We start from the raw sequence: 12,236 nt of genomic DNA on the forward strand, positions 1-12,236 counted from the left end.
CGCCCCGTCGGACAGCGGCGATCGTACCCGGACACGAGCGGGTCCGCCGGGGTCCGCGGTGGAGCCGGAAATGCGGACCGGCGCCCACCCGAGGGTGGACGCCGGTCGCGGGAGCCGGGCGGGTCAGGCCTTGCCGGACTCGTCGGTGCTCTCGTCGGTGCTCTCCGCCGCGGAGTCCTCGGTGCTCTCGGCGGCCGTCTCCTCGACGGGCTCGCCGATGGTGCCGTCGGGGCGCAGGTTCTTGAGCTCGACCACGTTGCCCGAGGCGTCCTTGACGGTGGCGGCCTCCACGATGGTGGCCAGCGCCTTGCCGCGCAGGATCTCCTGCACGAGCTCGGGGATGTGGTTGTGCTCGAACATGTGGTTGGCGAACTCCTGCGGGTCCTGTCCGGACTGCTGGGCACGCCGCACGAGGTGCTCGGAGAGCTCGGCCTGGTCGATGCCGAACTCCTCCTTCTTGGCGATCTTGTCGAGGACGAACTGGGCGGCGACGGCGTCGCGGACCCGGCGCTCGAGGTCGGCCTCGAACTCCTCCTGGGTCTGGCCCTCGTCCTCGAGGTACTTCTCCATCGCGATGCCGGCCATGGCGAGCTGCTGCTCGATGTTCTGGCGGCGCGCGTTGAGCTCGTCGGTGACCATCACCTCGGGCAGCGGGACCGAGACCTTCTCGAGGAGGGCCTCGAGGACCGCGTCGCGGGCGGCGGCGGCCTGCTCGAGGCGCTTGCCGCGGCCGAGGCGCTCGCGCACGTCGGCGGTGAGCTCGTCGACGGTGTCGAACTCGGAGGCCAGCTGGGCGAACTCGTCGTCGTACTCGGGGAGCTGCTGCTCCTGCACGGCCGAGACCTTGACGGTGACCTGGACCGGCTCGCCGACCAGGTCGCCACCGACCAGCTCGGAGTCGAAGGTCTTCTCCTCGCCGGCGGACAGGCCGGCCAGGGCCTCGTCGAGGCCGTCGATCATGCCGCCGCGGCCGACCTTGTAGGACATCCCGGTGACCTCGCCACCCTCGACGGTCTCGCCGTCGCGGGCCGCGACCAGGTCGATGGTCACGAAGTCGCCCTCGGCGGCCGCGCGCTCGACCGGGACGAGGGTGCCGAAGCGCTCACGCAGCGCCTCGACCTGCTCGTCGACGTCGGCGTCGGTGATCTCGACGTCCTCCACGCTGGCCTCGAGGCCCTCGTAGTCGGGGAGCTCGAAGTCGGGCTTGACGTCGACCTCGGCGGTGAACTCGAGGGACTCGTTGTCCTCGAACTTCGTCACCTCGATCTCCGGCTGGGCCAGCGGCTCGAGGTCGTGCTCCTGCAGCGCGGCCATGTACTGCTGCGGGACCACGGCGTTGATGGCCTCGTCGAGGACCGGGCCACGGCCGATCTGGCGGTCGATGACCGCCGGCGGGACCTTGCCGCGGCGGAAGCCGGGGACGTTGATCTGCTTCGCGATCTTCTGGTACGCCGCGTCGAGGCTCGGCTTGAGCTCCTCGAAGGGCACCTCGACGGTCAGCTTGGCCCGGGTGGGGCTCAAGGTCTCGACGGCGCTCTTCACAAATGTCTCCTGATGCTGAAGGTCATGGGTACGCATGCGGACGAGCCGGGGGAACCGCGGGGAAGAGGCGTCCGCAAACCATGGAAGTCTATCGGCGCAGCGGGCGCAGGCCGAATCAGCCACCAGCGGTCGGGGCGACAGGACTCGAACCTGCGATCTCCTGCTCCCAAAGCAGGCGCGCTAGCCACTACGCTACGCCCCGCCAAACCGACCCCGGAACGCTCCTGACGGAGGCGCCGCGGCCTGCTTGGAGCGGATGACGGGAATCGAACCCGCGTAGCCAGTTTGGAAGACTGGGGCTCTACCATTGAGCTACATCCGCGCGCGTCCGACGGCGTCCTCGCCGCCGGTGCGGGAGTCATGGTGCCACACCCGCGGTCCGGCACCCCAACCGGCTCGCGGGGCCACACCGGCGTCAGCGCCGGTGCACCAGCAGCAGCGCGCGGTCGTCGTTGCGGGAGCCGAGCGCCTCGACGAGCCGCTTGGCGCCGCCCTCGAACTGGCCGCGCAGCAGCCGCTCGGCCTGGCCGAGCATCCGGTCGATGCCCAGGGCGATGTCGCGGTTGCGGGTCTCGACCATCCCGTCGGTGTAGAGCAGCAGCGCGTCGCCGTGGCGCATCACCCCGGAGACGGCGGGGAAGGTCGCGTCGTCGATCAGCCCGAGGATCGGGCCCTCCGACTCCAGCACCTCCCAGCGTCCGGACCCGGCATGGCGCAGTGCGGCAGGCGGATGCCCGGCGCTGCGGATGTCGTAGCGGCCGGTCGTCAGGTCGAGCGAGAGGTGGATGGCCGTCGCGAACCCCTCGTCCCAGTCCTGCTGGAGCAGGAACCGGTTGGCGCTGTCGAGGAACTCGCTGGGCGGGAGTGCGCTGAGCAGCCCGCCCAGGGCACCGCAGAGCAGCAGCGCGCGGGTGCCGGCGCCCTGGCCCTTGCCCGACACGTCGACCACCGCCACCTCGAGGCGCTCCGCGATGCGCGAGGCGACGACGAAGTCGCCCGCGAAGGGGGTGCCACCGGCCGAGCGCAGCTCGCTGGCGGCGTACCACTGCGCGGGGAGGTCGGGGATCCCGCCCTGCCGCAGGATCCGGTCGCGCAGGTCGACGAACATCGTCTCGCCCTGGATGCCCGCCACCCCCAGGCGCGTGCGGCGCAGGGACGAGGCCAGCACCACGAAGCCCAGGACGAACATGATGACCACGGTGAGCACGATGCGCAGGTCGATCCGGTCCTGGCTGGGCACGACGAGCGCGAGCACCAGCAGGACGAACACGACGAACCACGGCAGCTGGCGTGGGCCGAGCACCAGGCTCGAGGCCAGCAGCGGGACGAGCAGGCTGACGAGCGGGACGCTCTCGTGGAAGCGCCAGATGACCAGGCCGATGAGCACCGTGACGACGACGAGCAGGACGAGCATCCGCGACCCGCGGGGGACGAGCCGACTGGCGGCGGCGTTGAGCGATGGAGAACTCACCGACGAGCCCCTCCTGATCTCCCAGTCCCCTTGGTGGGAGATCGTAAGGCCCGCGAGCGGAACTTCGGCTGGCATCGGGGGCACCAGAACGTGTTGCGTCCGACGAGCTCACCCGTAAGCACGGGCGTGCCGCACACCAGGCACGGCAGCGACGTGCGGCGGTAGACGTAGACCTCGCCCCCGTGGTCGTCCTTGCGGGGCTCGCGGCCCATCGCCTCGGGGGTGTGCTCGGGGCGCACGGTGTCGATCCGGCCGGTGCGCACGCCCTCGGCCATGAGCTCGACGAGGTCGTCCCACATCGCGCGCCACTGCCCGACCCGCAGGGTGTTGCCGGGCCGGAGCGGGTGGATGCGGTGGCGGAAGAGGACCTCGGCGCGGTAGACGTTGCCGACACCTGCCAGCACCTTCTGGTCCATCAGCAGGTCGCCGATGGGGCGCTGGCTCGCCGAGATGCGGCGCCAGGCGCGATCGGGGTCGGCGTCGGGACGCAGCGGGTCGGGGCCGAGGCGCTCGATCACCTCGGCGCGGCGGGCGGGGCCCACCAGGTCGCACACGATCGCGCCGCGCAGGTCGGCGTACGCCGGGGGTCGCGGGCCGGCGCCGGACTCGGCGCCGGCAGCGGCGTCGGGGAGCGTGACCAGCCGCAGCCGGACGGCGCCCACCGGGTCGGGGACCGCCCCGAGCCCTCCCCCGATGTCGGCGTGCACGTCGAGCTGGCCGATCAGGCCGAGGTGCACGTGCACGAAGCGCTCGCCCTCGAGCTCGAGGAACAGGTGCTTGCCGGCGGAGTCGGCGCCGATCACCCGCGACCCGTCGAGCAGCGCCGCGTCGGCCGCGAACCGTCCCTGCGGCGACGTGACCCGCACCCGCCGTCCGGCGAAGGCCGCGGTGAGGTCGTCGGCGAGCTTGCGGAGCGTGTGCCCCTCAGGCATCCGGGCGATCGGGTGAGGAGTCGGGGACGGTGCCGCGCAGGGCCGACTCCGGCAGCGGCGGCAGCTCGCCCGTCTCGTCGTACGTCGTGAGCTGGCCGATGCGGCGCGCGTGGCGCTCGTCGCCCGAGAAGGGGGTGGTCAGGAAGATCTCGACGAAGCGGGTCATCTCGTCGACCGGGTGCATCCGGCCGCCGACGGAGACGACGTTGGCGTCGTTGTGCTCGCGCGCCAGCACCGCGGTCTCCTCCGACCAGGCCAGGGCGCACCGGATGCCCTCGACCTTGTTGGCCGCGATCTGCTCGCCGTTGCCCGAGCCCCCGATCACGACGCCCATGCTCTCCACGCCGTCGGCGCGGTCGGCGGCGACGCCCTCGGCCGCCCGCAGGCAGAAGCACGGGTAGTCGTCGAGGGCGTCGTAGACGAACGGCCCGTGGTCGACGACCTCGTAGTCGTGGTCGACCAGCCAGGTGGTCAGGTGGTCCTTCAGCTCGAGTCCGGCGTGGTCGGAGCCCAGGTGTACGCGCATGGGAGGAGTCTCCCAGAGCAGCCGGGCCGCGACACCACCCCCACGAGGTCGCGGGCGGGCTCCCCGCGCCTCAGGAGAGGTGCTGGTCGAGCCAGCCGGCGACCTGTCGCACCAGGGGCTCGGACGCCGTGAAGCCCGCGTGCCGCCAGAACCCGTGGGTCTGGCCGAGATAGCGCACGCCGACGGTCTCCACGCCGCTCTCGGCGACCCGCCGGGCCAGCTCCTCCCCCTCGTCGCGCAGCGGGTCGGCCTCGGCGGTGGCGACGAACGTGGGCGGCAGGGTGTGCAGCCGGTCGGAGAGCAGCGGCGCGAGGTCGGGGTCGTCGTAGTCGGCCTCGCTGCGGGCGTACTGCTCCCAGTACCAGCGCGCCTCGGCCGGGTCGAAGCCCGCCTCCGGCCCCTGCTCCCACGACGCGAACGCGTGGCGCGGGTCGAGGAACGGGTAGACGAGCGCCACGGCGCGGAAGAAGCCGGGGTTGCGCAGGGCGGCGACCAGGGCGAGGTTGGCGCCCGCGGAGTCGCCGTGAGCGGCGTACGCGCCCGGCGGGCCCTCGCGCCGCAGCCAGCCGACCACGGTGTCGAGGTCGTTGGGCGCCGCGGGGAACCGGTGCTCCGGCGGGCGGCGGTAGCCGACGCTCAGCACCGGGCGGCCCAGCCGGTTGGCGAAGCGGCGGCAGATGGGGTCGTGGACGTCGACGTCGTTGAGCACGAACCCGCCGCCGTGGGCGTGCACGACGAGGCCTGGCCGGGCGCCGGCGGGCGTGTAGAGGCGGCAGCGCACCCCGTCGGCGTCGACCTCTTCGACCGCGGCGACGTCCTCGCGCGGCTCGAGGAGGCTGGCGCGGCGTGCGTCCTCGCGGTGGGCGGCGAGGTCGAAGCCGGGCGCGCGGAGGTCGGGACTGTCGTCCCCGGCGAGTGCCGCGCGCACCTCGGGATACATCACGACGACCTCCTGGTCTGTGGGAGTCGGGGTCCAGCGCTCGATCAGCGCGACATCAGTGCGTCGAGGCCGACGGCGACCGCGGCCGCGACCCGGAAGTCGACCCGCCGGTCGGGCACCGTGACGCGGTAGTGGTCACGGATCGACATCCTGCGCTCGACGGAGAAGAGCGGGGCGCCGGTGGTGTCGACGAAGTCGAAGTTGACCGGGATGAAGTCGACGTCGGTGAAGCGGCGCAGCAGCGCGACGAGCTGGTTGCGCTCGCGACCGGAGCCGGCGTAGCCGGGCCCCTCGACCAGGAAGGTCGAGCGGAGCAGCGACGCGCCGAACTCCTTCTTGAAGTAGCCGATCTGCGCCCCGGACTCGTCGGTGATGTCGTAGCCGGCGTTGAGGTCGATCGCACGGCGCGCCTTGAAGCCGAAGACCGGACGCGACTTGCTCGCGTCGGCGAAGAAGGTGACCTGCTCCTTGAACGCCATCCGCTTCTGCTCGGCGAGCGCCATCAGCCGGGTGGGGTTGCCCGCCTCGTCCGACTCCGAGATCTCGTAGCGGTTGATCATCATGGTCAGCTTCTGCCTGACCACGAAGTGCGGCAGGTACATCTCGGCGGTGTCGGGCATGGGGCGGAGCCTAGCCACCCACCCGGGCGAGCTCCTCCTCGACGACCGACGGGTCGAGCTTGGTGAACACCGGCGTCGGCTTGGCCACCTTCGCACCCACCGGCACCGGGCGCGACGCCCACGCGGGCGTCGCGGAGTAGTCGCCGGTGATGATCGTGTACGACGTGTGGCCGGCGCCGTTGTCGGGCTCGAGCTCCTCGACCTGCTCGATGCGCGGCATCGGCATCAGCTCGCCCTCGCCGCCCAGCACCGCGTGCACCTTGTTGGCCGCGTGGGGCAGGAACGGCGACAGCAGCGTGTTGCAGTCGCTCACGCACTGCGCGGCCACGTGCAGCACCGTCGCGAGGCGCTCGCGCTGGGACTCGTCCTTCATCTTGTAGGGCTCGGTGACCGTGAGGTACTTGTTGACCTCGCCGACCACCCGCATCGCCTCGGCGACGGCGGCTCGCAGCCGGTGCTTCTCGATCAGGTCGCCGACGCTCGTGAAGCCCCCGCGCACGGTGGCGAGCACCTGCTCGTCGACCTCCTCGAGCGGCCCCGCCGCCGGGATCTCGCCGAAGCTCTTGGCGACCATCGTGGCGGTGCGGTTGACCAGGTTGCCCCAGCCCGCGACCAGCTCGGAGTTGTTGCGGGTGACGAAGTCGGCCCACGTGAAGGCGGCGTCGGAGGTCTCCGGCCCGGCCGCGCAGATGTAGTAGCGCAGCGCGTCGGGGCCGTAGCGGGCGAGGAAGTCGCCGACGTAGATGACGTTGCCGCGGCTGGTCGAGAACTGCGAGTCGCCGAAGGTCAGGAACTCGCTGGAGACCACCTCGGTCGGCAGGTTGAGCGTGCCGTACGCGCCGGGCTCGCCGCCCTTGTCGCCCTCGCCGTTGTAGGCCAGCAGCTCGGCCGGCCAGATCTGGGAGTGGAAGACGATGTTGTCCTTGCCCATGAAGTAGTAGGACTCGGCGTCGGCGTCGTTCCACCATTCGCGCCACTTGTCCGGCTCGCCCAGCCGACGGGCCCACTCGATGGAGGCCGACAGGTAGCCGATGACCGCGTCGAACCACACGTAGAGCCGCTTGGTCGGCTGGTCCTCCCAGCCCGGGACCGGGATGCCCCAGTCGATGTCGCGGGTCATCGCGCGCGGACGGATCTCCTTGAGGATGTTCTGGCTGAACTTGATCACGTTGGGGCGCCACAGGCCGGTCGCCTCGCGCTCGTCGAGCCACGCCCCCAGCGCGTCGGCGAGGGCCGGCAGGTCGAGGAACCAGTGCTGGGTGTCGCGGAACTCCGGGGTCTCGCCGTTGATCCTCGAGCGCGGGTCGATGAGGTCGGTCGGGTCGAGCTGGTTGCCGCAGTTGTCGCACTGGTCGCCGCGCGCCTCGGCGTACTTGCAGATCGGGCAGGTGCCCTCGATGTAGCGGTCGGGCAGCGTGCGGCCCGTGGACGGGCTGATCGCGGTCTTCGTCGTCTCCTCGACCATGTAGCCGTTGCGGCGACACGTCTCGAACATCTCCTGCACCACCGCGTAGTGGTTGCCGGTGGTGGTGCGGGTGAAGAGGTCGTACGACAGCCCGAGGCCGCAGAGGTCGTCGACGATCACCTGGTTGTACTTGTCGACCAGCTCGCGGGCGGGCAGGCCCTCGTTGTCGGCGAGCACCAGGATCGGCGTGCCGTGCTCGTCGGTGCCGCTCACCATCAGCACGTCGTGGCCCGCCATCCGCATGTAGCGGCTGAACACGTCGGAGGGCACGCCGAAACCGGCCACGTGGCCGATGTGGCGCGGGCCGTTGGTGTAGGGCCAGGCGACGGCGGACAGGACACGAGTCATGGACGCAAGCCTAGTGACCGGGTGCCACCCGCCCTGCCCCGGTGGCGTCCCCGGGCACGGGCGGGCGGCAGCGCGGGGTCAGGAGAAGTCGAGGTCGCCCGTGCGCGAGCGCTTGAGCTCGTAGAAGTAGGGGAACTTCGCGACGGCCACGGCGCCGTCCCAGAGCTCGCCGGCCTCCTCGCCGCGGGGGATCTTGGACAGGACCGGGCCGAAGAACGCCGAGCCGTCGATGTGGATGGTGGGCGTGCCGACGTCGTCGCCGACGGGGTCCATTCCCTCGTGGTGGCTCTTCGCGACCGCGTCGTCGAGCGACGCGTCGTCCCAGGCCTCGATCAGGTCGGCGGGCAGGCCCGCGTCCGCCAGCGACGCGGCGACCGTCTCCCTGGTCAGCTCCTCGCCGTGGTTGTGGTGGCGGGTGCCGACCGCGGTGTACCAGTCGCCCAGCGCCTTGTTGTCACGCTCCTGCGCGATCTTGATCGCGACGCGCACCGGCTTCTCGGTGCCTGCCAGCATCTCCCGGTACTCGTCGGGGATGTCCTTGTCCTTGTTGAGGTAGGCCAGCGACATCACGTGCCACTGCACGTCGATGTCGCGCACCTGCTCGACCTCGCGGATCCAGCGCGAGGTGATCCAGGCGAACGGGCAGAGCGGGTCGAACCAGAGGTCAGCGGTAGCCATGTCCACCACAAGACCCCGCCACGGCCACCTATTCCCCACCCCTCCCCCACCGGCCGCCCACCGGGCGCCCGCCGGCCGCCCACCGGCCCCCTCCGGCATGGGCCGGCGATGCACCCGGTGGCAGGATGCGAGCATGCCTGGAACCAACCTCACCCGGGACGAGGCCGCCACCCGCGCCGCCCTCCTGGACGTCACGGCGTACACCGTCGACCTGGACCTCACGTCAGCCACCCAGCCCGAGGAGACCACCTTCGTCTCCACCACGACGCTCGAGTTCACCTGCCGCGAGCCAGGAGCCGCCACGTTCGCCGACCTCGTCGCGCCCAGCGTCCGCGAGATCACGCTCAACGGACGCAGCCTCGACCCGGCCACCGCGTACGCCGACCACCGCATCGCGCTCGACGGGCTCGAGGCGAGCAACACGCTGGTGGTGACGGCCGACTGCGCCTACTCCAACACCGGCGAGGGGCTGCACCGCTTCGTCGACCCCGCCGACGACCGGGTCTACCTCTACAGCCAGTTCGAGGTGCCCGATGCCCGGCGCGTCTTCACCACCTTCGAGCAGCCCGACCTCAAGGCCGTGTTCACCTTCAACGTCACCGCCCCCTCGCACTGGGTCGTGGTGTCCAACGCCGCGACCCCCGAGCCGGTCGAGGCGGGCGACGGCGCCTCGCTGTGGCGCTTCCCCACCACCAAGCGGATGTCGACCTACATCACCGCGATCGTCGCCGGCGAGTACCACGGCGAGTTCGACACCTACGAGGGCAAGTTCGGCACCATCCCGCTGGGCCACTACTGCCGCCAGTCGCTCAAGGACCACATGGACACCGCCGAGCTGGTCAAGCTGACCAAGCAGAGCTTCGAGTGGTTCGAGGAGCAGTTCGACTACCCCTACCCGTTCGGCAAGTACGACCAGCTCTACGTGCCGGAGTACAACGCCGGAGCGATGGAGAACGCCGGCTGCGTGACCCTGCGCGACGAGTACCTCCCCCGCAGCCGCCAGCCCCGCTCGTTCTTCGAGTTCCGCGCCTCGGTCATCACCCACGAGATGGCGCACATGTGGTTCGGCGACCTGGTGACCATGAAGTGGTGGGACGACCTCTGGCTCAACGAGTCGTTCGCGGAGTGGGCCTGCTACTGGTGCGAGGCCAACGCCACCGAGTTCACCGACGCGTGGACCGGCTTCGCCAACGCCCGCAAGCAGACCGGCTACCGCGCCGACCAGCTGCCGTCCACCCACCCGATCGCGGCCGACAACGTCGACCTGCACGCGGTCGAGGTCAATTTCGACATGATCACCTACGCCAAGGGCGCGTCGGTGCTCAAGCAGCTCGTCGCGTGGGTCGGCATCGAGCCGTTCCTGAAGGGCCTGCGGTCCTACTTCAAGGAGTGGGAGTACGGCAACCCGGAGTTCAAGGACCTGCTCGCCACGCTCGAGAAGTCCTCGGGCCGCGAGCTGCAGGGCTGGGCGCAGGAGTGGCTCCAGACGGCCGGCGTCAACACGCTCGCGCCGGTCTTCGAGCTCGACGCCGACGGCGCCTACTCGTCGTTCGCCGTCGCCCAGTCGGCCCACCCCGACTGGCCGACGCTGCGCCGGCACCGCCTCGGCATCGGCCTCTACGACACGGTGACCGACGAGGAGGGCGCCGGGCGCCTCGTGCGTCGCGACTACCTCGAGATCGACGTCGACGGCGCCAGCACCGACGTCCCCGAGCTCGTCGGCGTGCGGCAGCCCGCGCTGCTGCTGCTCAACGACGAGGACCACGCCTACGCCAAGATCCGCCTCGACGAGCGCTCCCTCGCGACCGCCATCTCGGCCCTGTCGACGTTCGAGGACTCGCTGCCCCGCGCGCTCGTGTGGGGTGCGGCGTGGGACATGACGCGTGACGCCGAGATGCGCACCCGCGACTGGGTCGACCTGGTGCTCGCCAACATCGGCCAGGAGAGCGACGCGTGGGCGGTGACCCGGATCCCGGCGTCGACCGCGCTCGCCGTCAACTTCTACTCCGACCCCGCGCACCGACCCGAGCTCAGGGCGCAGTGGGAGACCGGCCTGCGCGAGCTGCTGCTCGCGGCCGAGCCCGGCAGCGACCACCAGCTCACCTTCGCCCGCTCCTACGCCGGGGCCGCCCACAGCGACGCGGCGCTCGACGACCTCATCGGCCTGCTCGACGGGTCGTTCGAGGTCGAGGGGCTGGCGATCGACCAGGACATGCGGTGGGTGCTCATCACCGCGCTGGCCAAGCAGGGTCGTTTCGGCGACGCGGAGATCGACGCCGAGCTCGAGGTCGACCGGACCATCTCGGGCAAGGAGCAGGCGGCCGCCGCCCGGGCCGCCCAGCCGACCGCGGAGGCCAAGGCCGCGGCCTGGGACGCGCTGCTCGACCCGTCGACGCCCAACGAGACCTCGCGCGAGATCGCGTTCTCGATCTTCCGCTTCGGGCAGGAGGACGTGCTCGAGCCCTACCTCGAGAAGTTCCTCACCGCGTCGCAGACGCTCGTCGACACGCTGGGCTTCCACAAGGCCTCGACGATCCTCGAGTACGGCTTCCCGCGCCCTCTCGGCTCCGCCGCCACCCTCGCGCGGCTCGACGAGTGGCTGGCCGACGGCTCGGCGCCCAAGCAGGCGCAGCGCTACGTCGGCGAGGCGCGCGCCGAGATCGCCCGCGCCCTGGCCGCGCAGGAGTGCGACGCCCGGTAGCAGTCGAGGCAGCAGTCGAGGCAGCAGTCGAGGCAGCAGTCGAGTCGGCAGTCGAGTCGGCGCGTCCTGACACCCCACCAGGGTCGAGTCGGCGCGTCCTGACACCCCACCAGGGTCGAGGCGGCGCGTCCTGACATCATCGAGGTCAGGACGCGCCGACTCGGCGCTGTTTCGGAGTCAGGACGAGCCGACTCGACCCGACTTCGGCGTCAGGACGAGCCGCCTCGGCTCAGGCCTGGGGGGAGCCCTGGGGCTGGGTGCGCTCGGCCAGCAGGGCGATGCCCCGCTGGAGGCCGGCGAGCAGGTGGCCGGCGGCGAAGTCCGACGTCATGGCCTCGACGGCGCGCTCGACCTCGGCGTCGGTCAGGACGCGGCGTACGTCGCCGCCGGTGACGACCTCGACCACCCGACGGCGGGGGTCGACGAGGATCAGCACGCTGCGCGCCGGGACCACCAGGCGGTTGTGCAGGCGGGTGGCCCAGGTGCGGGCGTCGTCGCCCTCGACCGGGCCGACGTAGACGGAGAACTCGAAGCGGGAGGCCTGCTCGGCGAGCCGGATGGACTTGTCGAGGGCCAGCCGGTCGGTGTCGCTCAGGGCCTCACCAGCGGCCACTTGCGCCACCTGCTCGGGAGTCCTCGCCGTCGGGGGCGGGGAGCTCGGCGACGCCCTGTCGCGGACCGCCGATCCACTGGGGCTCACCGGCCGAGTGGTCGGGCAGGAGCCGCTCGCCGCGGATCATCGGCGGTAGGTAGACCGCGACCGCGATCACCACGAAGGCCAGGAGCGGGAATCCGACGAACAGCGCCAGGGAGTGCAGCGAGTCGAGCTGGAGGCGCTCGGTCTGGCCACCCCAGCCCTCGGGGACGTCGGCGTGGGCCGGCGCGGCAAGCAGGGCGAGGGCCGTGCCCCCGGCGAGGGCTGCGGCACGGCCGCCCCAGCGGGCGCGGGCGCGTCGGGGTGAGCGGGACGGGCTGACGTGCGTGGTCACGGGTCACAGCGTATCGCCCATACT

The 12,236-nt window shown here is 71.5% G+C and carries 11 protein-coding genes and 2 tRNA genes; 1 reads left to right on the top strand and 12 read right to left on the bottom strand.

Going from position 1 to position 12,236, the window contains the following annotated elements:
- Positions 1–123 precede the first annotated feature (123 nt).
- The 10 genes from tig to AC3X7Z_RS02050 form a co-directional block, all read right to left on the bottom strand.
- On the bottom strand, positions 124–1,542 hold the full coding sequence (gene tig / locus AC3X7Z_RS02005) for a trigger factor (RefSeq protein ID WP_489974840.1): 1,419 nt from the start codon (positions 1,540–1,542) through the stop codon (positions 124–126).
- A gap of 129 nt (positions 1,543–1,671) precedes the next feature.
- A tRNA-Pro gene (locus tag AC3X7Z_RS02010) sits at positions 1,672–1,744 on the bottom strand.
- Positions 1,745–1,790: 46 nt separating this feature from the next.
- Positions 1,791–1,864, bottom strand: a tRNA-Gly gene (locus AC3X7Z_RS02015).
- A 93-nt stretch (positions 1,865–1,957) separates the two neighbouring features.
- The gene (locus tag AC3X7Z_RS02020) at positions 1,958–3,013 is read right to left on the bottom strand and encodes a PP2C family protein-serine/threonine phosphatase (RefSeq protein ID WP_489974841.1); all 1,056 of its coding nucleotides are present in this window, start codon (positions 3,011–3,013) and stop codon (positions 1,958–1,960) included.
- Positions 3,010–3,945, bottom strand: a complete 936-nt coding sequence (locus AC3X7Z_RS02025; RefSeq protein ID WP_489974842.1) for an Fpg/Nei family DNA glycosylase — start codon at positions 3,943–3,945, stop codon at positions 3,010–3,012. The genes AC3X7Z_RS02020 and AC3X7Z_RS02025 overlap by 4 nt, the downstream gene beginning before the upstream one ends.
- On the bottom strand, positions 3,938–4,471 hold the full coding sequence (locus AC3X7Z_RS02030; RefSeq protein ID WP_489974843.1) for a ribose-5-phosphate isomerase: 534 nt from the start codon (positions 4,469–4,471) through the stop codon (positions 3,938–3,940). The genes AC3X7Z_RS02025 and AC3X7Z_RS02030 overlap by 8 nt, the downstream gene beginning before the upstream one ends.
- A gap of 70 nt (positions 4,472–4,541) precedes the next feature.
- Positions 4,542–5,411: an alpha/beta hydrolase gene (locus AC3X7Z_RS02035; RefSeq protein ID WP_489975375.1), complete on the bottom strand. Its 870-nt coding sequence runs from the start codon at positions 5,409–5,411 to the stop codon at positions 4,542–4,544.
- Between the two features lie 44 nt (positions 5,412–5,455).
- Positions 5,456–6,031 carry an LURP-one-related family protein gene (locus AC3X7Z_RS02040; protein ID WP_241005157.1) on the bottom strand — a complete coding sequence of 192 codons (576 nt, stop codon included), beginning with the start codon at positions 6,029–6,031 and terminating at the stop codon, positions 5,456–5,458.
- 10 nt (positions 6,032–6,041) lie between these two features.
- Positions 6,042–7,844, bottom strand: a complete 1,803-nt coding sequence (gene metG / locus AC3X7Z_RS02045) for a methionine--tRNA ligase (RefSeq protein WP_186340773.1) — start codon at positions 7,842–7,844, stop codon at positions 6,042–6,044.
- Between the two features lie 78 nt (positions 7,845–7,922).
- Complete coding sequence (locus tag AC3X7Z_RS02050; RefSeq protein WP_489974844.1) at positions 7,923–8,522, bottom strand: mycothiol-dependent nitroreductase Rv2466c family protein; 600 nt, start codon at positions 8,520–8,522, stop codon at positions 7,923–7,925.
- Positions 8,523–8,655: 133 nt separating this feature from the next.
- Between AC3X7Z_RS02050 and pepN the strand changes: the two genes are divergently transcribed.
- On the top strand, positions 8,656–11,223 hold the full coding sequence (gene pepN / locus AC3X7Z_RS02055) for an aminopeptidase N (RefSeq protein WP_186340771.1): 2,568 nt from the start codon (positions 8,656–8,658) through the stop codon (positions 11,221–11,223).
- Positions 11,224–11,452: 229 nt separating this feature from the next.
- Here pepN and AC3X7Z_RS02060 read toward each other — a convergent pair whose 3' ends face one another.
- Positions 11,453–11,836: a DUF5130 family protein gene (locus tag AC3X7Z_RS02060; protein ID WP_186340770.1), complete on the bottom strand. Its 384-nt coding sequence runs from the start codon at positions 11,834–11,836 to the stop codon at positions 11,453–11,455.
- Positions 11,823–12,212, bottom strand: coding sequence for a hypothetical protein (locus tag AC3X7Z_RS02065; protein WP_186340769.1), 390 nt, complete (start codon positions 12,210–12,212; stop codon positions 11,823–11,825). Before AC3X7Z_RS02065 ends, AC3X7Z_RS02060 begins: the two co-directional genes overlap by 14 nt.
- Positions 12,213–12,236: the final 24 nt, after the last annotated feature.

The sequence above is a fragment of the Nocardioides sp. Z24_21 genome, from assembly GCF_058134345.1.